The sequence below is a fragment of the Paenibacillus sp. J22R160 genome, from assembly GCF_059692135.1.
The window spans coordinates 131,453-157,794 of sequence record NZ_JCAUAU010000007.1; the positions used below are offsets into that span (position 1 = coordinate 131,453).

Here is a 26,342-nt window from a genome sequence, read left to right on the forward strand (position 1 = left end):
TAACCCTATTCCATCGTTTTGAAACAGGTAGGGGGATTTTTATGCGGGGCTGTCCGCTGGTAATGATTGAAATTTTTGCATGCGGGTAGTAAGTAGGGAAGCTCTTTGTTTTTGAACTATGGTACACTAGGTGAGGGTTCCAGTTAACTTTTACCCGAAAGGGGTTAGGACGATGAGCATTGTCATTGTGGACGATAACGCGACAAATTTACTAATTATCGAAAAAATTCTGCTTAAAGCCGGATACCCGGATCTCCAAATGGTTTCCTCGGCGAAAGAGCTGTATCAGTTATTAGATATGCATTCACCCAGCCCGGCGGAGGTGCCGGTAGATTTGATTCTGATGGATATGATGATGCCGGAGATCGATGGCGTAGAGGCCTGTCGTACGATTCAAGCGGATGAGAGGCTGCGGGATATTCCGATTATTTTCGTGACGGCGATGGGGGATTCCAATAAACTCGCAGAGGCTTTGGATGCTGGAGCGCTTGATTATGTGATGAAGCCGATTAATAAGGTGGAGCTGCTCGCCCGAATCCGATCGACGCTCCGTTTGAAATATGAGAAGGATTGGCATAAAGAGCGGGATAAGCGGATTAAATATGAGCTGGATTTGGCGAAACAGGTTCAGCGAAGCGTGCTCAGCAGCCCCATAGAGAGGGAGGATATCCGAATTTCTGCGGTCTATAAGCCGTCGTCGGAATTAGCAGGGGACTTCTACGCGTGGTATCCGATTGGACCGAATCGGTATGGGGTTATTTTGCTGGATATGATGGGGCACGGGATTTCGTCTTCCCTGGTGTGTATGTACATTTACTCGGCTTTGAAGGATACCATTACGCACATTTGCGATCCAGAGCGTGTGATGCGCGAGCTGAACGGACGAATGAATCAGCTGCATCAATCGGACAGTTTGATCAATTATTATTTTACGGCGATCTACATCGTGTTAGATACGGAAGAACGGACGATTGAGTATGTGAATGCGGGGCACCCGGCAGGCATTGCGATGTTGGACGGCGAGGTGAAGCTGTTAACGGATGGCTGCTGTGCCATTGGTTTTTTTGAAGGAATTGAAGTAACGAAAGGCGTCATTCATTATGAGCAAGAAGCGCGTATTGTTTTATTCACAGACGGTCTATCGGAATGGCTGGATGATGAGGAACAAGATGGTATCGCGAAAATACGGCAAGGTCTGCAGTCTTCTGTCAGCGCTCACGACCCAGAGGAGCTCGTAGAGCGCATCTATCCGCATGACAAAAGCGGGGCTCCACAGGACGACATGTGCCTGGTCATGATAAGCATTTCGTAATTGGCACTCATTGATAGAAAATGGATACATGCACGAGTTCGTCCCGAAATTGGGCAACTTGTGCATTTTTTGTTTCAATAGGCGCAAATGGGGGTAATAGCAGGTATGAAATCAATCGATGGCGGGGAGGAAAATGGATGACTACGATGACCTCAGGAGCCAGTTCAGATGCTTTATATTTGTTGCATGAGGGTACGCAGTATCAGAGTTACCGGTTTCTGGGCTCTCACGTGGAGGAAAGAGAGGCTGTGAGGGGTGTCCATTTTGCCGTTTGGGCGCCTAATGCGAAGCAAGTGAACGTATCGGGCAGCTTCAACGGTTGGGATGGCCGGAATCACGGGATGGCGAAGTCAGATGGCGTGTGGACACTTTTTATCCCCGAGCTGCAGGAAGGTACTTTATACAAATATGAAATCATTACATCAAATGATGATTGTTATTTGAAGTCAGACCCCTACGCGTTTTCATCCGAACTTAGACCGGGAACCGCTTCCATTGTGACTTCTTTGGAAGGTTACGCCTGGCAGGATGAAGATTGGCTTGCAAGGAAGACTTCGCACCAATTTTTGCAGCAGCCGCTTCTGATCTATGAAGTGCATCTGGGCAGCTGGAGGCGCAAAGAGGACGGCGGCTTCTACAGTTACGGGGAATTGGCCGACGAGTTAGTCGACTACGTCGTGGAACATGGCTTTACGCATATCGAGCTTATGCCGCTTATGGAGCATCCGCTCGATAAATCCTGGGGCTATCAGATAACGGGCTATTACTCGGTGACGAGCCGTTTCGGTACACCGCAAGAGTTCATGTATTTGGTTGATCGCTGCCATCAGAGGGGGATCGGCGTCATTATGGATTGGGTTCCGGCGCATTTCTGCAAAGACGCTCACGGCTTATCCCGATTCGACGGAGCACCGCTTTATGAATATGCGGACGGCCGTAAAGGCGATCATCCGACGTGGGGGACCCATGTTTTCGATTATGGAAAGCCAGAAGTGCATAGCTTTTTAATCTCCAATGCTTTGTTTTGGATGGATGTTTATCATATTGACGGCTTGCGTGTCGATGCGGTGTACAGTATGCTGACGCTGAATTTCGACAGGCCGGAGGAAGACCGCATCACGAATGCCGAGGGTGGCGAGGAAAACTTGGAGGGCATTGCTTTTCTCCAAAAGCTGAATGCCGTCATATTCGCCAGATACCCGAACGCCTTGATGGTGGCGGAGGATTCCAGCTCATTCCCGGGAGTAACGAAACCGGTTGAATTGGGAGGACTAGGCTTTAATTACAAGTGGAACCTAAGCTTTACGTGGAACACACTCGACTATATGAAGAAGAATCAAGAGGAACGCAGCGCAGTGGAGCCGCAATTGACGGAATCGCTGCAGCAGGCGTGGAACGAGAATTATATCCTCCCCTACGCGCATGACGAGATGGCTAATTCTGATAAATCCCTGCTAGGTAAAATGTCGGGAAGCGACAGTTGGCAGCGATTCGCCAATCTGCGTGTACTGTACGCCTATCTGATCGGGCATCCGGGCAAAAAGCTCCTGTTCATGGGCAACGAATTCGGTCAGGAGCAGGACTGGGACTCGGAAGCGGCACTCACGTGGGACGTGCTGCAGGATCATGAACATGAACAGTTTCAACATTTTGTGAAAACCTTGAATCATTTTTACATATCGGAGAAGGCTCTATGGGAGCGGGATTATGATCCTGATGGGTTTGAAGGGATTGACTTTGAGGACAGGGCTGATGGTTTGGTGCTGTTTGGCCGGAAAGGGGAGGAGGGCGAAGCTCTCATCTTGGTCTGCAACTTCAAACCTGAGACACACGAAGATTATCGCATTGGGGTTAAGGGACCAGCGCAATACCAGGAAGTATTTAACAGTGATCGCTCAGATTTCGGCGGATCGGGTGTGATTAACGAGTCTGCACGGACTGCGGAAGAGTGGGCGTGTCAGAATCAACCTTACAGTATTACGGTAACGATACCGCCGCTGGCGGCTGTCATTTTCAAAAAAAACCAAATGGAAGGATGAGACGATGATGAAAAAGCAGGAATGTGTGGCTATGCTGTTGGCAGGCGGTGAAGGTAGTAGGCTTCGTCCGTTAACGAAGTATATGGCGAAGCCGGCGGTTCATTTTGGTGCGAAGTACCGAATGATTGATTTTGCCTTAAGCAATTGCCGCAATTCAGGGATCGGTACGGTTGGTGTGCTGACGCAGTATAAGCCATCTATTCTGCATGCGCATATCGGGAGCGGGGAAGTTTGGCAAGTGGACGGTGGGAATAGCGGAAGCAGCGGCATCTCCATTCTGGAACGGCAGGTCGGGGCACCCAATGCGTATAAGGGAACGGCAGATGCGATCTATCAAAACTTAGCTTATTTGCAGGAGCATAACCCGAGTTATGTGTTAATCCTCTCTGGCGATCATATCTATAACATGGATTATCGGACGATGCTGGAACATCATCAGGCAACCGGTGCAGATGCGACGATTTCGGTTATGCCTGTGAAATGGGAGGAGACTAGTCGGTTCGGGATTGTTAGCAGAGATGAGCAGCATCGGATAACCGCTTTTACCGAAAAGCCTTTCAAATCGGCCAGTAACTTGGCTTCCATGGGGATTTACGTATTTAACTGGGAGTTCCTGAAGTCCTGTCTGGAGCAGGATGCGGATAATCCGGCTTCAAGCCATGATTTTGGTCATGACATTATTCCCGGGCTGCTGGCTGCGGGTGCGCATGTATCGGCTTATCCATTTGAAGGATACTGGAAGGATGTCGGTACGATAGAAAGCCTGTGGGAAACTCACATGGATTTACTTGGTTATTATCCAAGGCTGCAAATGAATCAGGAGGCATGGCCTGTCTGGACGGCGAAGCGTGAGCTCCCCAAAAGCGAAGTAGCGCTTGACGCGCGGGTCAATAATGCCGAAATTGGAGACGGAGTCTCTATTTACGGCAACGTCAGTCACTCGGTTCTATTCGATGGCGTGACGGTTGGCGAGCACAGCCGGGTGCTCAACAGCGTCATTATGCCCGGCGTTCAGATCGGGAGGCATGCCCTTATCCTTAATGCCATTATCGGGGAAGGATCGATTATTAAAGATGGGGCTATTGTAGGCAAGCCGGGGAATCCAGGTGTTACAGTTGTCGGTGAGAGATCCGTCATTGGCCGTCACTACCCAGCCTCCATACCTGCTAAATTGACCGGTACGCGGCTGAATTTCGTTTAATATCTCGTCTAGCTTGCCTGACCAAGCCGAATTCAGAGGAGGAATGCCATATGGAGAATGTTCTTGGCCTGATTAATCTGATGAATGAAGAAGATGACCTGTCAACACTTACTCGTGACCGTTGTGTGGGCGCAGTGCCTTTTGCCGGCCGGTACCGGTTAGCGGACTTTGCCCTTTCCAATATGAGCAATGCAGGTATTCATGAGGTTGTGGTGCTGGCGACTCCGAAGGCGGAGTCGCTGCTCCATCATATGGGTAACGGGCAGCATTATGGGTTGGAGGCGCTGCACACGCTGGCTGCTGAGCGTGGTGACCAACTTCAATTGGATAACCATTTAGCCTACTTGAAATCGAGAGCTGAGAAGTACGTTTTGCTTGCACCCAGCCGTATAATTTATCATTCTCATTATGATCACATGATCAATTACCATCTCAGCAGCGGAGCGGATATTACGGTACTCTTCAAACATTTGACGGAAGTGGACCGCCATGCGCATATTGGACATGCCTATAACTTGGAGATGAATGATCAAGGCCGCGTTGTTCGTGTTTCTCACACCTACCATGCGCTGCCGAGTCTCGCCCCGCAAAACATTGATCTGGATACGATGGTGTTGGAGCGAAAGCTGCTGATTGATCTTATTGAGATGAGCATGAAGCCCGGAAGAGACATGGATCTGAACCAAGTTATTTGGGAGCAATTAACTCAGCTTCATGTACAAGGTTATGCCAACCATGGCTACATGGCGATCATGGATTCCGTCGACAGCTACTACGCGCACAGCATGCAGCTTCTGCAGCCGCATGGATGGAGGCAGTTCATGAAGCATCAGGAGTCTGTGTATACGCGAAAAGAGGACGAGGCTGCGATCTCTTGCCATCAGCAAGCCTTGATTCGCAATGCGTTCGTCGCACCTGGCTGCCGAATAGAAGGCTACGTGGAGAACAGCATCTTGTTCCCCGGGGTTACCGTTCATCCGGGGGCACACGTTAAGAATAGCGTGATCATGCAGGATTGCATGATTCAGGCGGGCGCTTATTTGGACCGCGTTATTTTGGACAAACAGGTTGTGGTGGAGCAGGGGGCTGTGATTTGCGGTCAGTACGCCCATCCCTTTGTAGCGGAGAAGAGCGGGGTGTTGTAAGAGGAAGCTGGCCTTCATGGCCGGCTTAGTCGCATGTTCTTGAAGAGCCTGGTAAATCAGGCTTTTGGCTGTAAAGCTTGTGTAAAGCTTAGGCGCTTGTTACACTTGAAAGAGCAAATCACATAGAGGGAGTGTGGCTCATGTCAGTAGAAAAGTTCCAGGTTGATCAAGAAGAATTGGAGAAATCTATACAGCTTCATATCCGTGGTGAACTCGATTTGGCAGCAGCTTTAACGTTCCGTCATGCGCTCGAAGCAGTTGTTCATAGGACCGATAAAGCGTTAGTTCTAGACGTAGGTGAATTAACATATATCGACAGCACGGGGATTGGTATTGTGGTCTCTGCTTTGAAAATACGCGATGAGCTGAAAGCGCCTTTCGCAGTGCGCCATATTCCATCTGGTATCAAAAGGCTTTTTGACCTTACGGGCATCTCCGGATTTCTTAACGAAGGGATCGAAGGAACCGCATGAACGTCGTTCGTCTGCACATACCCGCAGCAGCGGAGTACCTGGACATCGTCAGGCTCAGTCTCTATGGAGTTGCCTCTAAGTTGGGGTTTTCCTATGAAGACATCGAGGATATGAAAGTAGCGGTTTCGGAAGCCTGCAACAATGCGGTGCTTCATGGGGAGACGTCGGCCATTCTAGGGCAAATCCAAATTAGCTATGAGTTCGGTGAAGACAGGCTGATTGTAAAAGTGAAAGATGACGGCCCTGGCTTTGATTATCAAAGTCAACAAGCGCAGTCGGAACCGCCGGCTAGCCAGACACTCAGCGAACTGCAGTCCGGAGGCCTTGGCATATACCTCATGCAAGCGTTGATGGATGAGGTGACGGTGAATACCGAGCAGGGGACGGAAGTCACGCTCGTTAAATATGTATAAAACAAAGGGGCTATCTCAAAAGGTCAAGCATGACCTGATGGAGATAGCCCCTTTGTTGGTTGTGGGAACTACGGTCCGCTATGTTCTGGTAAAACGACGCTGCCACCGGGGAATGGGAACTACGATCCTCTATTTGATTCCAATAAGCTCTGATGTGAGCTTATTGGGGGAAATAGGAGCCTGTAGTTCCGTCCGGGGCCTGAAAGCAGCCAATTTAGCTTGGATAAGGCCCTGTAGTTCCCCTTGGATCGACCCGGACTCTGCCGGGGCCAGGCCTAGGCCTAGGCTTAGGTCAACCCGGCCCCCTAGCGGCCGAGGAAAGATTCCAGCATCCAGCTGTGCTTCTCCAGCGAAGCGCGAATCCCGATCAGCATGTCAGCTGTCGGCTGATCCTTGCTCTCTTCGGCAAGCGCGATGCCCTCAGTTAGCTCCGAGCAGATCAGGGTGAAGTCGCTTGCCAGCTGCTTCACCATCTCCGTTGCGGAAGCTCCCTTGCTCGCCTCTTCGATGGAAGCAAGCTCCAGATGCTCCTGCAGGGTAGCTGTTGGCACGGCGCGCAGCGAAAGCATTCTCTCTGCGATGGCGTCCAGATGCAGCGCAGCCTCTACGTACAATTCCTCGAATTTTAGATGCAGCGTGAAGAAATTTTCGCCTTTTACATACCAGTGATAATTATGCAGCTTCATATATAGAATTGAGAAGTTCGCTACCTGCTTGTCCAACGTTTCTGTTATGGCACTTGCTTTCATTGCGGTTTTTACCATTTGAATTTCCTCCATTCGTGTTATAAGTTTGTTTCCTTGTTCCTATCTTGTCTTTACCCGGTAGGTTCCCAATTGAAACAATCGTAGAAACATCTGGAAATTGTTGAAGGGCTGTTTCATTTCTCGGCAATGCGGGTAACGATAAGTAATCAAGCAAACTAATCAAACGAACAGGGGTGATTGACATGTTAGTCGAACTTAGCGCAGTCCTTGCAGCCATTGCTTTCGTATTCCTTGTCTTCTATTTGATTCAAACCTTGAAATCACTGAAGCTATCCTTGGATCAGATCACTCTGACAATGGGGCAAATGAAGGACGAGGTCACACAGATTTCTTCCGAAGTACAGGACGTTATTCTCAATACCAATGAGATGGCTATAGATGTTCGTGCGAAGCTGGCAAAGCTGAATCATCTGTTCAGCTCAGTGAACGACGTCGGTCAAGTCGTCCACGAACTTACGTCTTCCATGAAACAATCAGCTACAGGCTTCATCGACGCGGTGAAACAAACGCGGTTGCCGAAGGATGCGCCGACGTTAAGCCGCAGATGGCAAACCATTTTGCAGGGGGCAGCAGTCTCGATGGAGATGTGGAAGAAATTTAGAGCAAAAAAGACACCTCATATGAGCAGCATGAAATAGAAGGGAGCTATCTTTGTGAACATACGTAAATTTACAGTTTATAAGCAATCGAATGGGGAAGAAAATATTATATACTTAAGCGGGGAGCTTGATTTGTCAGCAGCATCTGAGCTTGCGGCCGTCCTGGATTCTGTCGTTTCCGAGGGCGATCAGCACTTAACCTTAGACCTTAAAGAGTTACGTTATATTGACAGCACAGGGATAGGTTTAATTGTCTCGGTGCTCAAAGTAAGAGCTGCGATGGGCGCATCCTTCCGTATTCAGCATATTCCCGTCAGAATTCAGCGTTTATTTGAAATCACGGGCATTGCCCGCTATTTTGTGGACGGTGAACTGCAAATGCATAATCATGGCAGAGCAGAAAGGAAAGAAGAAATTATATGAACCCATACATCGGCCTTACGATCCCGGCACAAGCGGAATATTTGGATATTGTTCGACTTACGTTATACGGTGTAGCCTCTAAAGCGGGCTTCTCCTTTGAAGATATTGAAGACATGAAGGTTGCTGTAGCAGAAGCGTGTAATAATGCAATCCTGCATGCTTATGAGCAAGGGCAGTCAGGAACCATTGAGATTCAGTACGAGCAGCAGGACGGATTTTTGCAAATTAGCGTCAAGGATGAAGGGAATAGCTTTCATTACGTGCAAGCGGAATCCGATGCCGCTGCTCTGCATCATAAATCCATTCATGAAGCGGCGGTGGGAGGGTTAGGTTTGTTCCTCATGCAGGCTTTAATGGACGAAGTGCAGGTGTTAACGGATAGCGGCAAAGGCACTCAGGTTGTTTTGAAGAAGCAGCTAACAGGGCAGATGAATAGAAAAGAGGAAATGGTATGAATGTGAATGCATCATCCTCCAAGCCTCTATATGAGATGTATGTGAAAATGAAGATTTACAAAGAGACAGCTTGCCAAGAGACGGCTACGGCACTGCTGCTGCACTATGAACCTATCGTTCGTATGGCAGTCGGCAAGATGTCACGGAGCCGTCCTGATTTATATGAAGATCTGTTTCAAGTCGGGCAGATGTCTTTGCTGCGGCTGTTCACCCAGTACGACAGTACACTGGATACTCCTTTTGAAGCCTATGCAATGAAGAGCTTGATCGGTCACCTGAAGAACTATTTGCGTGACAAGTCATGGTACATACAGGTTCCGCGACGAATTAAGGAAAAAGGAGCTCTCGTCCAGCGTGCTTTGGATGAGCTTACCGTCAAGCTCGAACGTTCGCCGAATATCGATGAAATGGCGGCTTATTTGGAGCTGAGCACGGAAGAGACCATAGAAATTCTGGCAGGCCGTGACTATTATCATTACACCTCGCTGGATACACCGCTTAACAGTGAAGGCGACAGTGCGACGATCGGAGATATGATTGCCGGGTCGACCGACGAGTATCAATCACTGGAAAGACGAATGGATTTGGAAGAAGCGATGACCTGCTTGAAAGAGGAGGAGAGGAAAGTCATTCATCTCATCTATCAGGAAGGGCTCTCACAGCGTCAAATTGCGGATCAGCTAGGGATATCCCAGATGAGTGTTTCCCGCATTCAGAAGCGGGCAATACTAAAGTTGAAGGCAGTACTTACACCTAATCCTTAGAGGAGGCCGCCCTATGCCAAATCAGCATTTTAAATTAGAATCCGGAAAAAAATTCCGTTTAGCGAGTATCGACCCTAATGCTACAGGGGCCAAACATGAAAGGGAAGAAGCAGAAGCTGAAATGAAGCGCTTGAAAGAGCAGCTGGAAGATTTGCAAAATAAGCTGTACGCCGGGAAGAAGCAATCCGTTCTCTTTGTCATTCAGGGAATGGATTGCAGCGGTAAAGACGGCTTAGTGAAGCATGCTCTCGGAGGCTTGCATCCGCAGGGGTTTAAGGTGAACAGTTTCCGTGCGCCTACGGAAGAGGAAACTGCGCATGACTTCTTATGGCGCGCTCATCAGATTGCCCCTGCCAAAGGGATGATCGGGGCCTTCATTCGTTCGTATTACGAAGATGTGCTCATCACGAGAGTCCATAAATGGATTAGCGAGTCGGAAGTAAAGAGCAGATTCAAGCATATCAACCGCTTTGAGAAATTGTTAGAGAGCGGCGGCGTGAAAATCGTGAAGATTTTTCTCCACATCTCGAAGGATTTCCAGCTTGCCAGACTGCGGAATCGGCTGACAGACCCTACAAAGCATTGGAAATTTGACAAGAATGATTTGGTAGAGCGGGAGTCATGGGCCGAATATGAAGAAGCCTATGAAGCGGTATTTAAGCATTGCAGCTCTGAATCGGCACCATGGTACATTGTGCCGGCTAATCACCGCTGGTACCGGGATTGGGCTGTGCTGCAAATCGCCGTAGAAGCACTAGAGAGCATGAATCTAGCCTATCCGGAATCCGATCCGGGGCTTGATTTAATACTAGAAAAACTACAGGAATAGATGTAGTTTTTCTCTCTATCTCCGCATTTATGGTATAGTTAGAATAGTAGAATGTTTAACAAACGTTCTCTATGAACTGTACTAGGAGGCAGCTATGGGCAAATTTTTTCGTATGAATATACGTGCAAAAATTATAATGGGATATGTATTTATTATCATATGCTTAGGGATTGCCCTTCTCATTGTGAGCGGTCGAGTCAGCTCGCTGCAGAAGGAAGTGGATTTCGTCTCCAGCCATGATTTGGAAGCGCACGATCTTATCTATACAATACAAAAAAATATGGTCGATATGGAAACCGGCATGCGGGGCTACATCATTACAGGGGATATTCAGTATTTGGAACCCTACGATACAGCCAACAAAACATGGCTCGATAATTATAATAAACTTCTGCAGTTAGTCAGCTATAACACCTCTCAGAAGGAGAGTTTAGAGCGAATTAAGCCAACGATCCAAAGCTGGATCCGCACGGCTGGCGATAATGTGATTTTATTGAAGAAAGAAAACAAACAGGCGGCAATTGACGAATATTTTAAGCAAAACTCAGGAAAGAAACTGATGGATCAACTGCGCACACAGTTTGATTCTTTTCTAGAAGCTGAAAAGCAGCTGACGACGGATAGAGCCGAGCAGCTTGCTCAAAGCAACAAAAATCTTAAAATTATTCTTTTTACCCTTCTGGGTGTCATTTCAATTTTTGCTATAGTCGTAGCACTCATCTTATCTAACTCTATTACGAACACGATTATGCAAGTTACTAGAATGATTCGTTACATTACATCTTCCGAAGGGAATCTGGCGTCAAGAATTGAGCTGACCAGCCGTGATGAAATCAGGGAGCTGGCAGAGGCCACCAATGATATGTTGGGGGACTTGGAGAAACAAAACTGGATTCAAAGGAATATCGCCGAGGTCGCCACTTTGTATCAGGGGATTAATGATATCAGCTCTTTGGGTGGAACCTTTATAAGCAAGCTGGCGCCAATGCTTGACAGTGTATATGGGGTTGTCTACCTTCGAGAACATGTCGGGGAGGAAACTCGCTATGTGAAAATAGCAGGGTACGCGGCGTCAGGGAAGGATCCTTCCGCGGCTGTTTTTCGGTTGGGGGAAGGTTTGGTAGGTCAGTGTGCGATGGATCAGCGTATTTTCCTAATCGATAATCTGCCAGAGAATCATGTGAAACTAACGTCCGGTTTAGGTGATTCTGTCCCTCGCACCTTGCTGGTAGCGCCTATTCTTGTGGATGGCCGCACAGAGGCAGTAATCGAGTTAGCGTCTCTTCATACGTTCCAGGCTCAGCATTTGACCTTGGTTGATTCGCTGCAGGAGAAATTCGGTTCGGCTATTACGAATGTGCGCAGCCGCATGGAAGTAGAGCGATTGCTATCCGAGTCTCAGATATTGACGGAAGAGCTCCAAGCACAATCCGAGGAGCTTCAAGCTCAGTCTGAGGAGCTGCAGATGCAGCAGGAACAGCTGCGCATGACCAACGAGTTCTTAGAGGAGCAGAACCATTTCTCTGAGCAAAAGGCGTTGGAATTAAAGAAAGCGAAAGACGAGCTGGAGGATTATTCGCTTAAGCTGGAGACAAGCTCCCAGTACAAATCCGATTTTCTTGCAAATATGTCGCACGAGCTGCGGACGCCGCTGAACAGCATCATGATTTTGTCCCAGATGCTCGCGGAAAATAACGGCGATTTGCAAATGTCAGAGATTGTGGAGTACTCACGCGTGGTCAATGCCGCAGGGAAAGATCTGCTGGCGCTGATTGACGATATTCTAGATTTATCCAAAGTCGAAGCGGGCAAAATAGAGATAATGACGGACGATTTCAATGTGACCGAACTGCCGCAATTGATGAAGCTGATGTTTGCCCCGGTTGCGGAGAAAAAGGGGCTTGATTTCGACGTCATATTAGAACCGGATGTGCCATATGTCATTCAGACGGACGGTCAGCGTCTACAGCAAATCTTGAAGAACCTGCTCTCTAACGCGTTTAAATTTACCGAAAAAGGCTCCGTTATGATGAAAATAGCGCTTGCCGACCCCGTTCGTGTGAAGGAACTCCTGCACAGGGACCCGGCAGAAAAGGTGCTTGCGATCTCGATTACGGATACCGGTATCGGGATTCCCATCGACAAGCAGCAGGTCATTTTCGAAGCGTTCCGCCAGGTGGATGGCACAACAAACCGCCAATTCGGCGGAACAGGGCTTGGTTTATCGATTTGCCGCGAGTTTACGCGTCTGCTCGGAGGCTCTATTGTTGTGAAAAGCGAGGTGCACAAAGGCAGTACGTTTACGCTCTACGTGCCTAACGCGATCGAAACGGAGCAGAACAAGGAGACGCCTGATCATGACCCTCATCAGGGAGAAATTGCCGCAGCCGTTGAGGAGCGAACGATTATTTCCACGCAAGCCGTGGAGCCGAGTCCTGACGTTGCGCCGGTTGAAACGATCATCTCCGACGTGGAAATCATTCATTCGGATGCGCAATTGTTCCACGGCAAACGAGTGCTGCTCGTCGACGATGATGCGCGTAACGTTTTCGCGCTCGTTACTGCGCTGGAGACGAAGGGAGTTACCGTGGATGTGGCGGATCACGGGAAAGATGCCCTGGAGATGTTAAGCGAAGAGGACGATTACGATCTCATTTTGATGGACATCATGATGCCGGTCATGGACGGTTATGAGGCCATGCAGGCGATTCGAGGAGATCTGCACATGCGCGAGCTGCCGATCATCGCCCTTACGGCCAAAGCGATGAAAAGTGAGAAAGAGAAATGTATGGAGGCCGGCGCTTCCGACTATATCACGAAGCCGCTAAATATGGATCAGCTATTTTCGCTCATGCGTGTATGGCTAACGAAGCAGGTGAAGAAACATTGAATCATATGCCCGTGGAGGAGCCAGTTGATTTGGAGAAGCCGCCTTACGAGGATGAACGGCAAAACATTGAGATTAATCTCCTCTTAGAAGGCCTGTATCAAATGTACGGGTTTGATTTCCGCCACTATGTCCGTTCCTCCTTACGGAGGCGGATTCTTAATCGTATGAAAGCAGAGAAGCTGCCGAATGTCACCGCGCTATTGGAGAAGGTTCTGCATGAGCCTGGCTTCGTGGATCGCTTGCTGAATGACATGTCGATCCGCGTCACCGAGATGTTCCGGGATCCTAGCTTTTTCCGTGCTTTTCGTAATAGGGTCGTGCCTCAGCTTAGGCACTATCCCGAAATTCGCATCTGGCACGCTGGCTGCGCAACGGGGGAGGAAGTGTACTCCATGGCGATCCTAATGCAGGAAGAGGGACTGGCGGAGAAAACGAAGATCTACGCAACGGATATGAACGAGAAAGCGATTGACGCCGCGCAAAAAGGGGCTTTTCCGCTCAAGCAGATGCAATATTTCACTAAGAACTATTTGGATTCTGGCGGGACCAAAGCCTTCTCCGAATATTACACAACGGATCATCAGTATGCCTATTTCCAGCCGGTCATGAAGGATAACTTGATGTTTGCGCAGCACAATCTGGCAACGGACGGCTCTTTTAACGAATTCCATGTGATATTGTGCCGCAATGTCATGATCTACTTCGATCATAAGCTGCAGACACAGGTACACAGCCTGTTTCACGGGAGCTTAGTAAAGGGAGGGTATCTGGGGTTAGGCAAGAAAGAGTCCATCCTTTTCGTGCCTGAAGGTGTGCAATATGAGGAGTACGTGCCGCAGGAACGTATATACCGTAAGAAATAAAACCACTTAAGACGATGAGGGTATCGTCGTGAGTGGTTTTATTTTGTAACTGCGCCGTAGCCAGGAGCGCCGAGGCAGAGGCCACCCAACGATGAGAAACATCGTTCGAAGCTCTGCCGGTCCGCTCTACCACGCCTGTTTCGCCTGCAGCTGCGGCGGTTAAACTATGTTTATAAATCACAAGAAAGAGGGGATCCACAATGAGCACAGAAGATGATCATCTATCTCCAAATGAGCGCATGCCCGACAAACTGATTCAAGAGTTGGAAAGCGAAACGCATGCCAAGCTTAACATAGAGCAATTAACCCGGATTACCTCTATGGTTCGAGAGTATCAAGGGAATATCAAGTCGCATTTGACGCAGCAGCAGGCCAAAAAGTCGTCCTGGGCGGACCGCATTGCCGATCGTATCGCGCTTTTCGGCGGAAGCTGGACGTTCATCTTGCTGTTCGGTCTGTTTCTGGTGAGCTGGATGGCGCTCAATCTGACGCGTTTTGCCTACGATAAGCCGCCGTTCATTCTGCTCAATTTGATACTCTCCTGCATTTCAGCATTTCAAGCGCCAGTTATTCTCATGAGCCAGAATCGCCAGGCGAGTCGAGATAAGCAGGAAGCCATCCTTGATTTTGCCATTAACTATCGGGCTGAACAGGAGAATATGGAGATGAAAGAGCTGCTCGAACGGATGGATCAGAGGCTGGAGAGAATGGAGCGAGAGATTTTCAAGCAATAAAGTGTTTCATTTTAAGGCCAAGCGGTTAATAGATATCATAGCCAAGCAACACAAATTATCGATGAAAAGAGGGTGTTTCCTATGTTAGGTTGGGCCATCATGTTTCTAATCATTGCTCTCGTAGCTGGTGTATTCGGATTTTTTGGAATTGTTTCAACGGCGGTAGGAATTGCCAAAGTATTGTTCTTCGTATTCCTGATCATGTTTGTCGTATCGCTGATTTTCGGCAGACGCAGAGGCATCTAGTTCGCAACTAGTCTACATTTAGCCCACAGTAACAATCGCTTTACCCAATAAAATGAATTCGAAAGAGGAGGAATTACCATGAGTACGTACACAAGAGTGAGTGTGACAACTAATCTTCAAGAAGCACAGGAAAAAGTACAGCAACTGTACAGGGAAGGCTTTTCGAGAGAACACATTTATGTACTGACGCACAGTGCTGAAGGTACCGATTTCGTCGCGAATTATACGGGTGCAGAGCAGATTACGTTGGAGGAGGAAGGTATGCTGACGGCCATTGCGAATCTTTTCCGTTCCCGCGGCGATGAGCTTAGGGCGAAGATGAAGGCACTCGGCGTACCTGATGTAGAGGCTAGTCGTTTGGAAGGTGAGCTGGATAGAGGGAAAATCCTTGTTCTGGCGAAGCCCTCCAGTGAGTACACAGCCTATGATGAAGCAGATTTTCAACGTACGATTTTATAAAAATGGACAAGGGAGACTCCTTCGCGGGTCTCTTTTTCCTTATCATAGAGATAATAGCAAAGCCCTAATCGCCTCCATTACGGAGACAATTAGGGCTTCGGGTACTGCCGTAGGCTGCAATTACTAATTATCGCCTGCTGCTTGTGTTCGATAAGGTTGGGAGCATCTTTGAATCCTTGACCATGGCAGAATGACAAATCGGACATTCCGGACTTTCGGCGAATGAAAAGTTATCTCTCATCCAACATGAGCACTGTTCCGTGCTGCAGGTCCAAATGTTCGTTTGCTCTTCGGGCACAGGTTCCATCGATTTCTTTGAAAAGTACATATGAACTCCTCCTTGTCATAATAGACTCAGACTCAGACTCGCAAGCAGTGTATAGCAATATGTGGTAAGGACTACAGCTTGACTACATTTTCAGCTTGCGGTCCGCGGTTACCTTGAACAACTTCAAATTGTACGCGTTGGCCTTCATCCAAGCTTTTGAAACCTTCCCCCGTGATAGCGCTGAAGTGAACGAACACATCATTGCCGCCTTCCATTTCGATAAAACCAAATCCTTTTTCTGCGTTAAACCATTTTACCGTACCTGTTTCCATGTAGACATAAACCTCCAATAATTTGTTCCTGCGTATTGCTTCTGGATCATTCAGATCCTGACAGCTTGTTAACGCAGCTTTGATAATATATCCAATTAGAAGGGAGCTTATTCCAATTTCATGAAAAATTCATTTCAATCTAATTGACGCGCTGCCAAAAGTTGCAGATGGTGCTGGCGCCGTGCTCACCATTCAACGTTCCGCAGATATGATGCGCGAAGCTAGCTAGAGCCAAGGGAGTACGGCTTCACACGCACCTCGCTGAGACGAAGAACCAGGAAGCCTATTCGCTTGAAACTTTATCGGTTCGCTTGAGGTAGGGAAGGCGGCAGATTTAACTGCAGGGAAGCAGACAGACCCCAAATCATGGTTGGTAATGTCCGGCATTAAACGTCCGGTGGATTACACCATCGTGGCTGGGAAGGTCGCCGTCGAGAACGGCAGGCTTGTTGGGGAAGATGAGGAACGGCTCGCGAGGGACTACATGTAATTAACGCCGATTACTCCCGCTATTTTCATCAATTACTCCAAATTTACCCAACTAACTGGATTTTCTACCGCTATTTTCGCTAAATCCGCCCCATTCCGGCCAGCTGGCGACGATTTAGACGTAGCTTCTACCGCTAATTCATTCCCTGCCACTGTGCAGCACACATTAACGGTAGTTTTTCCCTCTATAAACTGAAAAAAGCCCGCACCTCAAGGTCTTTATAGACCAGATGAGGGCGGGCTTTCATCTTAAGCAAGCAATAAAATGACTAGCAATTCGAAGAGGACTAACGTCAAAATTTGATTGTATTGAGCAGGAGTATAAATGGGTCTATGGTGCCCGTGAGGCTGAGCATGCGGGGTAACCTGCAGATAAGCATGGTGCCCATCCACGTTCACCAGTACACCTTCATGCGTATGCCCGTCTAAGGTTGTGACGCGAATCGTACGTCCGACATGGGGGTGAAGAGCACCCATAATCATGTTCCTTTTGTGCATCATTTGATGTTGCCAGTCGGGATCTGCTTGATAAAGAACTTGGGGTCCGTGATGTCCAGGGTGTTGCGACGGATTCATATACATAGCTTTCGCTCCTTTTTCGTACGTCTGCGCGTAGCGGTAGGCTTATTGCCTAGGTTCACTACAGACTATTCAGCCGTCCGAAAAAGGTGCGTTTGCCTATGCGTTTATTCCAATGGGCTAATCGCGTTTAATTGTCACCACACGAGTCTCATCGTTGAAGGATACTTGACCGCCAAGCGACTCCGCGATGAAACGAATCGGCACGAAGGTAGATCCATTATGGAGCGTTGCAGCACTTTCCAGCTCGATGGAAGCACCGTCAACATTCGCGATCTTGCTGTCCAGTTTCAGGATAATCGTCTTACCGGATAACAAGTCTTTGATGGTGACTTCCTGCAAGTCGCCGTTCCAGCCAACCTCAGCGCCGAGCTTTTCGGAAATAAAGCGTACCGGCACCATTGTTTTATTGTCTGCGTTAATGAAAGGCTGAGGTGTATCGCTTGTTGAAACAGCCCCGCCATCTGTCAGCTTCAAGTTAACTTCCTTCTTCGTTACTTTCACATCTTCGCGAAGCAGTTTGTAGAAAGCAGACTGTTTATCCAAGTTATCCAGCACGCGGTAGATGGAGGAAGCGTCCGTTCCAACTTGTACCGCACCGCCGGAGATATCAATCGTTGCGGCTGTAACTGGCTTATTCATATCCCAAGTTTCACTTGTGAAGGAGAGTTTAAGTCCTGCAACGCCAGTGCCCTTATCCGGAAGCGGCATGTTCACCGCAAGTGTTTGCTTGCGAATGAATTTGTCAGCATCGATGTAAATATCAGCTTGCAGCGTGGATTTAGCGTCAAACAAGCCTTTAACGGGCATTACACCCTGCTCCGCATCCCCGGTGATGGCCTCTTCGAAAGAGGCTGCCGTTTTCTCCAGGAAGCCACGGATAGGATCATATACGAGTCCGACTGCTAGTTGTTTGTTGCTCAAAATCTTTAAGGCAAAGTCTGCGGAACCCGCCTTGATTTGTTCTTCAATAACAGGTGACAAAGCATCGTACAATTGGTTCAACAGCTCTTTTAATCCAGCTTCGTCTGCCAGTATATTGCTGAACAGTTTACGGAGCAGGGAGGCCAGCTCAGTGCCGTTTAGTTCAATATGTGCTTGCTGGAGGGAGAGGTCAGCGCCGTTAACTTTGTCCGTAACCGCTGAGACCGTAATGTTCGAAGGATTTGCCGTATTCGCTAAAATAAGTCCAATAATCGAAGGCTTAATCTCGGCTATTTTGTTCCCGAACTGCTCCTGAATAACGGTTGGCAGCATTTTCGTGAAGGTTGCATTCGATCCGCCTAAGAGATCATAAACAATCGGTTTTTTCGCACCTTCGATATTCAAAATAATTTTCGTGCCTTCAGCAGCAAGCTTGAATGGGATGGAGCCTTTCCCGTATGTAATTGTACCGTCTGCAGAAATCTGCTGTGCGTTCTGTGTTTTCACGTTCGTGAGCTCAACTTTTACATGTTGCAGAGCGCTGAGCGACTTCTGCTCTTCAGCTGTTAGCTTGGAGGTGTCGCCGGGCACTAGCTCGATCTGCAGAGTTCCTTTGGATTCGGAGGACTTTACGGCTGCGCTGTTTTTAATCGCCTCTGCAATGTCTAAGCCTTGCACAGCTTGGCAACCTGTCAGCGTAAGCAGCAGGAACACCATGGCGGCGGATACCCACCAAGTCATTTTCTTTTTGTACATGATCTAATCTACTCCTTAGTTTTAATAGAAATAACAAAAAGACGTCCAATAATTATACGCGATGCACGGAAGAAGGATTCGCATGTAAACGGATTATTTTTTAACCGAAACCTTTTATTACCAATTTCGTCTATATTTATTAGATGGAATATGCTTCCTGAAGGAGGCCACAAGGAGGTGACGTCTATGATGACTTTGTTTGCTGTATGTTTTTTTGTCGGCCTTGTACTTACTGTTCTTGTTACATTTTTTGGCGGCGATTTCTTTGAAGTCCACGGAGATACCGGAGGAACCCATGGTCATGGGGGACCGTCCTTTTTCAATTTGTCTTCCCTTTTAGCGAGCTTAACGGTATTCGGCGGGATGGGGTATATGCTGAATGAGGTAGGGATGACCAGCAGTTTACTCGTCCTGCTCATTGCTATTGGCGCCGGACTTTTCGTGGGCTGGTTGTTCTTCCTTTTCTATGCCAAAGTCATCTATAAGCATGATGACAGCATGAGAGAAAGCGATTTTGCGCTCAATGGACAATTAGGGAAGCTGATTGTACCTATTAACGGGAAGGGCATCGGCGAGATGGTGATTGTGATGCAGGGGACCAAACGGTCTATTAGCGCGCGATCCGAGCTTGGAGAATCGATAGCCAAAGGAGCGAGGGTGGTCATTCTTCACGTGGACAAAGGAGTTGCTACAGTAAGTCAATTTAGTGACTAGGCTTGAGGGTACTACTAACTTCCGGGAGGTTATTCGATTATGTTAACGATTTTGTATACGGTTGCTGCGATTGTGGTTGTTGTTTTCATTTTACTTACTACGATTGTTAGAGCTTATAAGAAAGTTCCGCCGAATGAGGCGATGATTGTGTTCGGTTTAGGCGGCAAACGCGTCGTACAGGGCGGGGGAACGTTCGTCATCCCAGGCTTTCAGAGCTTCAAAACGATCTCCATGATGCTCATGAGCTTCGACGTCAAGCCCGATCAGCCGATGTTCTCCCAGCAGGGGATACGACTCAAGATTGAGGCGGTTGCCCAGATCAAAATTCAAAGCGACCCAATTGCGATCGGCACGGCCTCCGAGCAATTTCTGGATCATACGCTGTTGGAACGCGAAATGATGATTCTTCATTCCGTAGAAGGACATCTGCGCGGTTTAGTAGGACAATTAACAGTGGAATCTATTCTTAAGAATCCGGATGAGTTGAACAGCAAGATGAGGGAAACGTGCTCGGAGGATTTGGATAAAATGGGGCTGAGCCTGATCTCGTTCGTCCTCAAACGTGTGGCGGATGATCAAGGTTACATTGAGAACCTTGGCGTGCCGGAAGTAGAACGCATCCGTAAAAGCGCCAGCATTGCCAGAGCTGAGGTCGAACGTGACATTCAGATCCGACAAGCCGATACGGAAAAAGAATCAGCTATTCGCAAAGCGGAAGCGCACCAACTTAAGATCGAGGCCGAAACGGTTGCATCGGCGAAAGAAGCGCAGTATCGCAAAGAGCTTAGCATGCGGGAAGCGGAGTTCAAACAGGAAACGACGAGCCGGCAGGCCGAAGCGGACTTGGCCTATGAGTTGAAGCAGAAACAGATTCAGCAATCGCTCGTGACGGAACAGGTGCGGATTAGGCAGATGGAAGCTGAAGCCAATAAGACCGTTCGGCAGATTGAAGTTGAGCTGAAGCAAAAGGAACTCGAGGCGTCCGTCATTAAGCCGGCCGAAGCGGAGAAACAGGCTGCGATTATGCGCGCCGAGGTGAGCAAGCAGCGGCAAATTCTCGAAGCCGAGGCTGATGCCGAGTCGACGAGAAAGCGCGGTGAAGCGACGGCCGAGGCGGAGCTCGCCAAAGGGAAAGCGAATGCGGAAGTCGTTCGCTTGGCAGGTCTCGCTGAAGCGGAGGCGCTGGAGAAGAAGGCGGAGGCTTACAAGCAGTACACGCAGGCGGCAGTGACAGTAGAGATTCTTCGCATTCTGCCGGAGTTAGCGGAGAAGATTGCTGCGCCGCTGAGCAACGTGGACAAAATCACGGTGATCTCCCAAGACGGCGCAACATCTGGCGTGAACAAGATTACAGGCGACATTGTCAAAATGATCGCTCAAGTGCCTGAAATTACTCAGACATTAACAGGTCAGAGTGTGACGGAGCTCGCGCGCGCCTTCCTTGGCAAGGACATTGCAGCTAATTTGAATAAGGAAACGGAATGAATCTAATTGATTGTCCTTGGCCCCTAGGGCTGAGGGCATTTTTTTATAAGCGTAAAGAGTCGAATTGCTATACAATAGGGACTAAGTTTAGAGTGAAATGAGGCATCCATCATGATTATCTACCAAAGGTTTCTGCGAGATTTGATCCGCAACTATATCATAGGCTCGGGTATTGCTGTTGTTGTGGTGGGCGGGGTCATTATTTCAACGACATTATCCATTTCGAATGCAGAATTGGTGCGTATTTTCTTCATCATGACCATTTCCCTAGGTGTAATGTTGTTGGCGGAGCTGCTGGTGTTTCGCCGGCACATGCAACCGATTCGGGCCCTGCTGGAGCAGGAGGCTCCGGACCTAACAACCATCCGGGGCGCTTATTTGCAAACGCACCGCTTTCCTGCACTCTCCGTGAAACGGATTCTGGGTCCGCATTTTCTGGGGCTATCGATTCCAGCCATGACGATGGCGTCCATCGGGATTGCGATGGGCTGGCTGTCACTGCCGGCATATTACATTGGGCTTGCCGGAATCGGTGCCGTGCTTGTGGCGAGCATGCATGCTTTGCTTGAGTTTTTCACGACATCCCAGGCGATCCGGCCGGTTCTTATACATATACGCGAGGTCGGTCAGCGCCTTTACGGCGAGGATGTCTCTTTGGATGGGCGCGTGATTGTTTCCATTCAACGTAAATTCCAGCTGAGCGCGTTCTTGATTGGAACGATGCCGCTGTTTCTATTTAGCTTAGCGACGCAAATTCGTCTTATCTCTCAGTCGTCGGATTTTACGGTGGATTACTGGAAGTGGGCGGGCATTATTTTACTGCTTGGCGTGGGGTTCTCCTCTCTTGGGGCACGCATGTTGAATAGAGATATTCAACAGCCTATCGGTGATTTGTATCGGGCGATGAAAGAAGTGCAATCCGGGGATTTGCAGGTTAGGGCTTCGGATCTATATTCGGATGAATTTTCAAGACTGGTTGCGGGCTTTAATCATATGGTCAAAGGGCTTGAAGCGCGGGAGAGCATGAATAATCAGCTGCTGCAGAGCTATTATTCCACCTTAGCTGCAGCCCTCGATGCTAGAGATGCTTATACGGCAGGGCATTCCACACGCGTCGCTCAGTACTCCCTTCTAATTGGAAAAGCTGTCGCTTTAAGCGAGCAGGAACTTGATTTACTGAACAAAACAGCGCTGCTGCATGACATAGGGAAGATTGGCGTGCGCGATGATGTGCTGCTGAAGGAAGGTCGATTGACGGAGGAGGAGTTTGAGAAAATCAAGCGGCATCCGGTGCTGGGCGAATCGATTTTGAAGCAAATAGAGCCGGCGGAGGCGATGGCGCCTTTGCTTCCAGGCGTGCGCTCGCACCATGAGCGCTATGACGGCAAGGGATATCCGGACGGCCTGAAAGGCCAGGAGATCCCGGAATTTGGGCGCATTATTGCGGTAGCTGATGCGTTCGATGCCATGACCTCCGATCGTCCCTATCGGAAGGGGATGGCTGTTGAGAAGGCGATGGCCATTCTCGCGGAAGGCAAGGGGACGCAGTGGGATCCCCGATATGCGCAGACGTTTATTGATGTTTTCATGAGCTCGAATCAGGCGAAAATGACATCCAATGTAAGCTGACCGCATGAAACAGCAAGAGCATAAATAATAGAGCCCGCTAACAGCGTGAAAGCTCTATTATTTATGCAATCAATGACGATTAATTAATGACCGGATAGCCTAAGAATTCGGCAATCTTATCAAGTAATCGTTGCTGTGCGGTCATTTTTTGAAACATGTCCTCGTATTTTTTGTTTAGATCTTCTTTCAATTCAGACTGTTTATCGTTGGTGTGTTCTATTATCGCAGTAACATTCTGAGTGAGGATTTGGATCGCGTGACGGAGTTCAATGACTTCTTCAGAAATGACATCATCTCGTTTCATGAGAGAACCTGAAGCCGCTTTCAGTTCCGTAACATCCCCGGTAATGCCTTCAAACTGCTGATTCAGTAACTGCGTTGTGGCATTGAGAATTTCACCTTTGATGTCTTGCTCGGAAGCTTCTTTTATTTGTTGCTGGATGATATGGATCACATTCTGAAGTCCTTTTATTTTAATAGAAGCACCTTCAAATTGCTTGTGCAGTAATTCAATTGTAGTAGCAACTTCACTTCGGATGTCCTGTTCAATTAGCTCAGCTATCTTGTTCACGAGAATCTGATTGACGCTGCCCAGCTCCGTTACTTCTTCCGTAAGGGCATCACATCGGTTGCCCAGTTTCTGTACTTCCTCAGAAACTCCCTCGAATTGTGGACTCAGTAGCTCCGTTGCAGCGGAAAGTATGTCACTTTTGAGGTCCGTCTCCGAAACTTCGGGTTTTGCTTGTTCTTGTTCTTTTGCAAGACTTTGGATCTCATTACGCAGTTCCGATATTTCATCCGAAACACTTTGGTATCGCGTATTCAATGCTTCAACTGTGGTTATCAAGCTTTCTTCACTACTTGTTTGTTCTGGCGTTTTTACGACCTTCTGCATGAGAGAGTGGACGATGGCACTTAGCTCTGTGAATTTATGACTTAACAGGTCGAACTGAAAGTTGGAGTGATCCATAACTGGTGATGAAGCCTTGCCAGCCGCAATTGATGCTATACTTGCCTTCTGATTGAGGTTATCTGTGTAGTCCTTTAACTTTTCTGGTGTTTTATTCGATTCTATTTTTTGCTTGAGGAGCTGCACCGAATTACGCAATTCTAATGTGTCATTACTAAACTGCGAGCTCGATTTGTTAACAGCTGGCGTAGGTAAATTGGAGCCAGAAATAGTAGGGGACACAGGAGGCGCAGACTGTATTTCTTTGGGAAGCGTGAGATCCTCCTTATCGCGCATTTCCTGTAACTGTTCTTTAATCAACCTAAGTGGCTTGTTGGCATCTTTCATTCTGGCAATGACCCGAAACATTTCGATGGCTTCTTCTGTGTACCTGAGGGATCCGTCAACAGCTACGATCGGAAGAAACTCGCGAAAGTGATTGGACCATTCTACGACAGATGCACGTGTTTTTCCAATTTTACCAGCGATTTCAGTGAGCTTATATGATCTTTTCATTGTCCTTTATCGTCATCCTTTCGGCTTAAGTTCTTTAGGCTTAGGCATTTAGCTGTAACATTGTATTCAGGACATGAAACAAATGACAATAAAAAAAAGGCCCGTTCCCAGTATCTGGTGAACGGATCCTTCACATGCTTATTCAATCGACGGCATACGCTTATCCATCTCTGGTGCTAAATATTGGCCAACCTTATCAATCCATTCCTCGACGTAATGATCTGTGGCCCACTGCGCCATGACAAGCTGCTCGCCGGGGAGCAGATCCAGCATGAGCTGCGGATCATTGCCTGGTGCCTGGCCGTAGGGATAGAACTTGAGCTTGCCGTCCTCAAAGATGACGAGCATATCGTTCATCGGCGAAGTCAGAGCGTCGGTCGCTTGCGGCCAGGAGGACTGAATCCCGTTCCAGTTGCAGCACAGATCGTCGTGGTTGACGACCTTATCGGGCAGCTCTCGCGGGAAGTCATGCAGCGCGTAGCTGTCTGGTACTGCCGCTGCGGTCGTAGCACGCGGCGTTTCAGCGACCTTGCCGACCCAGTGACCCGGTTCGCGCTGAACCGTCCAGCTTTGGCCAGAGACCTCGCCGCGTAAACTGCTGGATATACTTGCAAGCACGCCGTTGATGTTCGTGTTAGTGCCGAAGACATCGGCGATAGACACATGATTCTTGTCCACCGGTTTGTTGTAGAACTGCACGGTGTGGCCTTCTTTTAATTGCGGCAGGGTGCGGACCCAGATGCGATCCGCCTGATAGGGTGCGCCGCCTCGCAAAGTCTGTTCCGACTCGGCAATAGACACATATTGATTCCCCGCAAACAATAGGGTTTCAGTCCGATTGAGCTGCTCGTTTTCTTGATCTGGGAAAGCTTCGGGTTTCACGGGCTGATCCGCCAAATGAGCGGATAAATAGTGAAATTCATCCGATTTGGTTCGATGGACCAGCGAATCGATTTTCCAGAAGTTTTGCTTATAAGGCATGAGAATTCCTGTGCCTTCGGACGTTTTCTGCAGCTGCCCGCGAACAGGTGCGATCAGCATCGTGCGATAGGTACTATAGCGCATGGGTTTCAGTACGCGCCCTGGCTCGCTGGCAGCTTCATGCTCGGTCCTTAAGCCAATCAGCAGAGCCGTGGTAATCGGCGCAGGAGAGAGGCTTAAGGACGCTGCTGTTGCTGTGACTGCTGCATCTGTTGCAGGTGCGGCGTCACTTTGGGTATGTAGCGTATTCCAAGGGAAAAGCATGATTGCGGCCGCGATCGCACCGATGCCTACGAAGCAAAGCACGGGTTTGATCCTTGGCTTCGTTCGTTCTTTGCGCTCAACCGCTTCTTCAATGTCACGCTGAAGCTTGGTAGTAAAGCCGGGGCGCTCAAGCGGTCCTGATTCCAATTGTTTGCGTAAATCATCCGGATCAGGATTGTTCAAGAGCCTCACGCTCCTTCAATTTGACCACCTTCAGTCTGGCGTGGTGAAGCCGTGATTTAACGGTTCCCTCCGAAATATTAAGTATAGACGCCATTTCTTTCGTTGAGAGCTGATAGTGGGCATGCAAAATAAGAATTTCCCTATATTTCGGAGGCAGGGAAATTACTTTTTTCCAAATGTCACTGGCATATAATTTCTCCATGGCTTCTGTTTCAGCGGAGTTCGATGTACCTGCTGATTGAATGAAGCCAACAAGGGTAACTTTGCGCCAGAAAGCTTTGCGTAAATAGTCATAAGTTGTATTGCGTGTAATCGTAAGAAGCCAGGTTTTAACCGAAGCCTCGCCGCGGAATGTAGTAAGATTGCGATAAACTTTTAGGAAGGCATCTTGGGCAATATCATCAGCTAAATCTGAGTTGCGGCAAATGCTGAAAGCGTAATTCCAAACGTCATTTCCATAGGTCTCCATCAAATTGCGAAGAATTACTTTCTGATCTGTCGTTTCAGATACGTACTTTAAATACTCAAATACATGGACACCGGTCGTCTCCATTCTCTCACCTCACTGAATTAGACGCTTGCAGGATAGAAAAAGTTCGCAAAACGCCCAAAATATTTTACGGCACAATCCCATGTCTATAACATTCGAAAGGATATTGCC

The 26,342-nt window shown here is 48.4% G+C and carries 27 protein-coding genes; 19 read left to right on the forward strand and 8 right to left on the reverse strand.

Annotation, left to right across the window (positions count from 1 at the left end):
- Positions 1-172: 172 nt before the first annotated feature.
- The 6 genes from AC58UW_RS17455 to rsbW (AC58UW_RS17480) all read left to right on the forward strand — a co-directional run bounded on the left by AC58UW_RS17455 (position 173) and on the right by rsbW (AC58UW_RS17480) (position 6,583).
- Positions 173-1,312, forward strand: a complete 1,140-nt coding sequence (locus tag AC58UW_RS17455; RefSeq protein ID WP_497421895.1) for a SpoIIE family protein phosphatase — start codon at positions 173-175, stop codon at positions 1,310-1,312.
- Between the two features lie 137 nt (positions 1,313-1,449).
- Positions 1,450-3,351, forward strand: coding sequence for a 1,4-alpha-glucan branching protein GlgB (glgB, locus tag AC58UW_RS17460; RefSeq protein WP_497421896.1), 1,902 nt, complete (start codon positions 1,450-1,452; stop codon positions 3,349-3,351).
- 7 nt (positions 3,352-3,358) lie between these two features.
- Positions 3,359-4,552 carry a glucose-1-phosphate adenylyltransferase gene (locus AC58UW_RS17465; protein ID WP_497421897.1) on the forward strand — a complete coding sequence of 398 codons (1,194 nt, stop codon included), beginning with the start codon at positions 3,359-3,361 and terminating at the stop codon, positions 4,550-4,552.
- Positions 4,553-4,602: 50 nt separating this feature from the next.
- Positions 4,603-5,697, forward strand: a complete 1,095-nt coding sequence (glgD, locus tag AC58UW_RS17470; RefSeq protein ID WP_497421898.1) for a glucose-1-phosphate adenylyltransferase subunit GlgD — start codon at positions 4,603-4,605, stop codon at positions 5,695-5,697.
- 140 nt (positions 5,698-5,837) lie between these two features.
- Positions 5,838-6,170, forward strand: a complete 333-nt coding sequence (locus AC58UW_RS17475) for an STAS domain-containing protein (RefSeq protein WP_497421899.1) — start codon at positions 5,838-5,840, stop codon at positions 6,168-6,170.
- Positions 6,167-6,583 (forward strand): anti-sigma B factor RsbW, encoded by a 417-nt coding sequence (gene rsbW / locus AC58UW_RS17480; protein WP_497421900.1) that lies wholly within the window; start codon positions 6,167-6,169, stop codon positions 6,581-6,583. The genes AC58UW_RS17475 and rsbW (AC58UW_RS17480) overlap by 4 nt, the downstream gene beginning before the upstream one ends.
- A 305-nt stretch (positions 6,584-6,888) precedes the next feature.
- Here rsbW (AC58UW_RS17480) and AC58UW_RS17485 read toward each other — a convergent pair whose 3' ends face one another.
- On the reverse strand, positions 6,889-7,347 hold the full coding sequence (locus AC58UW_RS17485) for a Dps family protein (protein WP_497421901.1): 459 nt from the start codon (positions 7,345-7,347) through the stop codon (positions 6,889-6,891).
- Positions 7,348-7,532: 185 nt separating this feature from the next.
- On the opposite strand from AC58UW_RS17485, the gene AC58UW_RS17490 reads away from it, so the two are divergent.
- The 10 genes from AC58UW_RS17490 to AC58UW_RS17535 all read left to right on the forward strand — a co-directional run bounded on the left by AC58UW_RS17490 (position 7,533) and on the right by AC58UW_RS17535 (position 15,612).
- On the forward strand, positions 7,533-7,988 hold the full coding sequence (locus tag AC58UW_RS17490; protein WP_497421902.1) for a DUF948 domain-containing protein: 456 nt from the start codon (positions 7,533-7,535) through the stop codon (positions 7,986-7,988).
- 15 nt (positions 7,989-8,003) lie between these two features.
- Positions 8,004-8,372 (forward strand): STAS domain-containing protein, encoded by a 369-nt coding sequence (locus tag AC58UW_RS17495; protein ID WP_497421903.1) that lies wholly within the window; start codon positions 8,004-8,006, stop codon positions 8,370-8,372.
- Positions 8,369-8,827 (forward strand): anti-sigma B factor RsbW, encoded by a 459-nt coding sequence (gene rsbW / locus AC58UW_RS17500; protein WP_497421904.1) that lies wholly within the window; start codon positions 8,369-8,371, stop codon positions 8,825-8,827. The genes AC58UW_RS17495 and rsbW (AC58UW_RS17500) overlap by 4 nt, the downstream gene beginning before the upstream one ends.
- Positions 8,824-9,591: a sigma-70 family RNA polymerase sigma factor gene (locus tag AC58UW_RS17505; RefSeq protein ID WP_497421905.1), complete on the forward strand. Its 768-nt coding sequence runs from the start codon at positions 8,824-8,826 to the stop codon at positions 9,589-9,591. The genes rsbW (AC58UW_RS17500) and AC58UW_RS17505 overlap by 4 nt, the downstream gene beginning before the upstream one ends.
- 13 nt (positions 9,592-9,604) lie before the next feature.
- On the forward strand, positions 9,605-10,420 hold the full coding sequence (locus AC58UW_RS17510) for a PPK2 family polyphosphate kinase (RefSeq protein WP_497421906.1): 816 nt from the start codon (positions 9,605-9,607) through the stop codon (positions 10,418-10,420).
- Positions 10,421-10,514: 94 nt separating this feature from the next.
- Positions 10,515-13,310: a CHASE3 domain-containing protein gene (locus AC58UW_RS17515; RefSeq protein WP_497421907.1), complete on the forward strand. Its 2,796-nt coding sequence runs from the start codon at positions 10,515-10,517 to the stop codon at positions 13,308-13,310.
- Between the two features lie 5 nt (positions 13,311-13,315).
- Complete coding sequence (locus tag AC58UW_RS17520; RefSeq protein ID WP_497422025.1) at positions 13,316-14,173, forward strand: CheR family methyltransferase; 858 nt, start codon at positions 13,316-13,318, stop codon at positions 14,171-14,173.
- Between the two features lie 200 nt (positions 14,174-14,373).
- On the forward strand, positions 14,374-14,907 hold the full coding sequence (locus tag AC58UW_RS17525) for a DUF1003 domain-containing protein (RefSeq protein ID WP_497421908.1): 534 nt from the start codon (positions 14,374-14,376) through the stop codon (positions 14,905-14,907).
- A gap of 81 nt (positions 14,908-14,988) precedes the next feature.
- Positions 14,989-15,153, forward strand: a complete 165-nt coding sequence (locus AC58UW_RS17530) for a DUF1328 domain-containing protein (RefSeq protein ID WP_497421909.1) — start codon at positions 14,989-14,991, stop codon at positions 15,151-15,153.
- A 78-nt stretch (positions 15,154-15,231) separates the two neighbouring features.
- Positions 15,232-15,612 carry a YflT domain-containing protein gene (locus tag AC58UW_RS17535; protein ID WP_497421910.1) on the forward strand — a complete coding sequence of 127 codons (381 nt, stop codon included), beginning with the start codon at positions 15,232-15,234 and terminating at the stop codon, positions 15,610-15,612.
- 127 nt (positions 15,613-15,739) lie between these two features.
- Here AC58UW_RS17535 and AC58UW_RS17540 read toward each other — a convergent pair whose 3' ends face one another.
- The 4 genes from AC58UW_RS17540 to AC58UW_RS17555 all read right to left on the reverse strand — a co-directional run bounded on the left by AC58UW_RS17540 (position 15,740) and on the right by AC58UW_RS17555 (position 18,960).
- On the reverse strand, positions 15,740-15,940 hold the full coding sequence (locus AC58UW_RS17540) for a cold-shock protein (RefSeq protein ID WP_161406717.1): 201 nt from the start codon (positions 15,938-15,940) through the stop codon (positions 15,740-15,742).
- A 71-nt stretch (positions 15,941-16,011) separates the two neighbouring features.
- Positions 16,012-16,212, reverse strand: coding sequence for a cold-shock protein (locus AC58UW_RS17545; protein ID WP_028555458.1), 201 nt, complete (start codon positions 16,210-16,212; stop codon positions 16,012-16,014).
- A 738-nt stretch (positions 16,213-16,950) separates the two neighbouring features.
- Positions 16,951-17,283 (reverse strand): hypothetical protein, encoded by a 333-nt coding sequence (locus tag AC58UW_RS17550; RefSeq protein ID WP_497421911.1) that lies wholly within the window; start codon positions 17,281-17,283, stop codon positions 16,951-16,953.
- A gap of 117 nt (positions 17,284-17,400) precedes the next feature.
- A complete protein-coding gene (locus AC58UW_RS17555) occupies positions 17,401-18,960 on the reverse strand; it encodes a copper amine oxidase N-terminal domain-containing protein (RefSeq protein WP_497421912.1) in 1,560 nt (519 codons plus the stop codon).
- Between the two features lie 186 nt (positions 18,961-19,146).
- On the opposite strand from AC58UW_RS17555, the gene AC58UW_RS17560 reads away from it, so the two are divergent.
- The 3 genes from AC58UW_RS17560 to AC58UW_RS17570 all read left to right on the forward strand — a co-directional run bounded on the left by AC58UW_RS17560 (position 19,147) and on the right by AC58UW_RS17570 (position 22,788).
- Positions 19,147-19,674 carry an NfeD family membrane protein gene (locus AC58UW_RS17560; protein ID WP_497421913.1) on the forward strand — a complete coding sequence of 176 codons (528 nt, stop codon included), beginning with the start codon at positions 19,147-19,149 and terminating at the stop codon, positions 19,672-19,674.
- A gap of 39 nt (positions 19,675-19,713) precedes the next feature.
- The gene (locus tag AC58UW_RS17565; protein ID WP_497421914.1) at positions 19,714-21,159 is read left to right on the forward strand and encodes a flotillin family protein; all 1,446 of its coding nucleotides are present in this window, start codon (positions 19,714-19,716) and stop codon (positions 21,157-21,159) included.
- A 111-nt stretch (positions 21,160-21,270) separates the two neighbouring features.
- The gene (locus AC58UW_RS17570; protein ID WP_497421915.1) at positions 21,271-22,788 is read left to right on the forward strand and encodes an HD domain-containing phosphohydrolase; all 1,518 of its coding nucleotides are present in this window, start codon (positions 21,271-21,273) and stop codon (positions 22,786-22,788) included.
- 79 nt (positions 22,789-22,867) lie between these two features.
- Here the strand turns inward: AC58UW_RS17570 and AC58UW_RS17575 are convergent, their stop codons facing one another.
- The 3 genes from AC58UW_RS17575 to AC58UW_RS17585 form a co-directional block, all read right to left on the reverse strand.
- Positions 22,868-24,253 (reverse strand): MerR family transcriptional regulator, encoded by a 1,386-nt coding sequence (locus AC58UW_RS17575; protein ID WP_497421916.1) that lies wholly within the window; start codon positions 24,251-24,253, stop codon positions 22,868-22,870.
- A 138-nt stretch (positions 24,254-24,391) separates the two neighbouring features.
- Positions 24,392-25,681: a hypothetical protein gene (locus AC58UW_RS17580; RefSeq protein WP_497421917.1), complete on the reverse strand. Its 1,290-nt coding sequence runs from the start codon at positions 25,679-25,681 to the stop codon at positions 24,392-24,394.
- Positions 25,668-26,234, reverse strand: a complete 567-nt coding sequence (locus AC58UW_RS17585; protein ID WP_145667779.1) for an RNA polymerase sigma factor — start codon at positions 26,232-26,234, stop codon at positions 25,668-25,670. Before AC58UW_RS17585 ends, AC58UW_RS17580 begins: the two co-directional genes overlap by 14 nt.
- Positions 26,235-26,342 lie beyond the last annotated feature (108 nt).

Coding starts and splice junctions, on each gene's coding strand:
- rsbW (WP_497421900.1), top strand. CDS start 6,167: ATGAACGTCGTTCGTCTGCACATACCCGCAGCAGCGGAGTACCTGGAC.
- AC58UW_RS17515 (WP_497421907.1), top strand. CDS start 10,515: ATGGGCAAATTTTTTCGTATGAATATACGTGCAAAAATTATAATGGGA.
- AC58UW_RS17535 (WP_497421910.1), top strand. CDS start 15,232: ATGAGTACGTACACAAGAGTGAGTGTGACAACTAATCTTCAAGAAGCA.
- AC58UW_RS17525 (WP_497421908.1), top strand. CDS start 14,374: ATGAGCACAGAAGATGATCATCTATCTCCAAATGAGCGCATGCCCGAC.
- AC58UW_RS17455 (WP_497421895.1), top strand. CDS start 173: ATGAGCATTGTCATTGTGGACGATAACGCGACAAATTTACTAATTATC.
- AC58UW_RS17545 (WP_028555458.1), bottom strand. CDS start 16,212: ATGGAAACAGGTACGGTAAAATGGTTTAACGCAGAAAAAGGATTTGGT.
- glgB (WP_497421896.1), top strand. CDS start 1,450: ATGACTACGATGACCTCAGGAGCCAGTTCAGATGCTTTATATTTGTTG.
- AC58UW_RS17570 (WP_497421915.1), top strand. CDS start 21,271: ATGATTATCTACCAAAGGTTTCTGCGAGATTTGATCCGCAACTATATC.
- AC58UW_RS17490 (WP_497421902.1), top strand. CDS start 7,533: ATGTTAGTCGAACTTAGCGCAGTCCTTGCAGCCATTGCTTTCGTATTC.
- AC58UW_RS17550 (WP_497421911.1), bottom strand. CDS start 17,283: ATGTATATGAATCCGTCGCAACACCCTGGACATCACGGACCCCAAGTT.
- AC58UW_RS17485 (WP_497421901.1), bottom strand. CDS start 7,347: ATGGTAAAAACCGCAATGAAAGCAAGTGCCATAACAGAAACGTTGGAC.
- AC58UW_RS17520 (WP_497422025.1), top strand. CDS start 13,316: ATGCCCGTGGAGGAGCCAGTTGATTTGGAGAAGCCGCCTTACGAGGAT.
- AC58UW_RS17540 (WP_161406717.1), bottom strand. CDS start 15,940: ATGTACTTTTCAAAGAAATCGATGGAACCTGTGCCCGAAGAGCAAACG.
- AC58UW_RS17555 (WP_497421912.1), bottom strand. CDS start 18,960: ATGTACAAAAAGAAAATGACTTGGTGGGTATCCGCCGCCATGGTGTTC.
- AC58UW_RS17530 (WP_497421909.1), top strand. CDS start 14,989: ATGTTAGGTTGGGCCATCATGTTTCTAATCATTGCTCTCGTAGCTGGT.
- AC58UW_RS17585 (WP_145667779.1), bottom strand. CDS start 26,234: ATGGAGACGACCGGTGTCCATGTATTTGAGTATTTAAAGTACGTATCT.
- AC58UW_RS17560 (WP_497421913.1), top strand. CDS start 19,147: ATGATGACTTTGTTTGCTGTATGTTTTTTTGTCGGCCTTGTACTTACT.
- AC58UW_RS17575 (WP_497421916.1), bottom strand. CDS start 24,253: ATGAAAAGATCATATAAGCTCACTGAAATCGCTGGTAAAATTGGAAAA.
- glgD (WP_497421898.1), top strand. CDS start 4,603: ATGGAGAATGTTCTTGGCCTGATTAATCTGATGAATGAAGAAGATGAC.
- AC58UW_RS17510 (WP_497421906.1), top strand. CDS start 9,605: ATGCCAAATCAGCATTTTAAATTAGAATCCGGAAAAAAATTCCGTTTA.
- AC58UW_RS17475 (WP_497421899.1), top strand. CDS start 5,838: ATGTCAGTAGAAAAGTTCCAGGTTGATCAAGAAGAATTGGAGAAATCT.
- AC58UW_RS17505 (WP_497421905.1), top strand. CDS start 8,824: ATGAATGTGAATGCATCATCCTCCAAGCCTCTATATGAGATGTATGTG.
- rsbW (WP_497421904.1), top strand. CDS start 8,369: ATGAACCCATACATCGGCCTTACGATCCCGGCACAAGCGGAATATTTG.
- AC58UW_RS17565 (WP_497421914.1), top strand. CDS start 19,714: ATGTTAACGATTTTGTATACGGTTGCTGCGATTGTGGTTGTTGTTTTC.
- AC58UW_RS17465 (WP_497421897.1), top strand. CDS start 3,359: ATGAAAAAGCAGGAATGTGTGGCTATGCTGTTGGCAGGCGGTGAAGGT.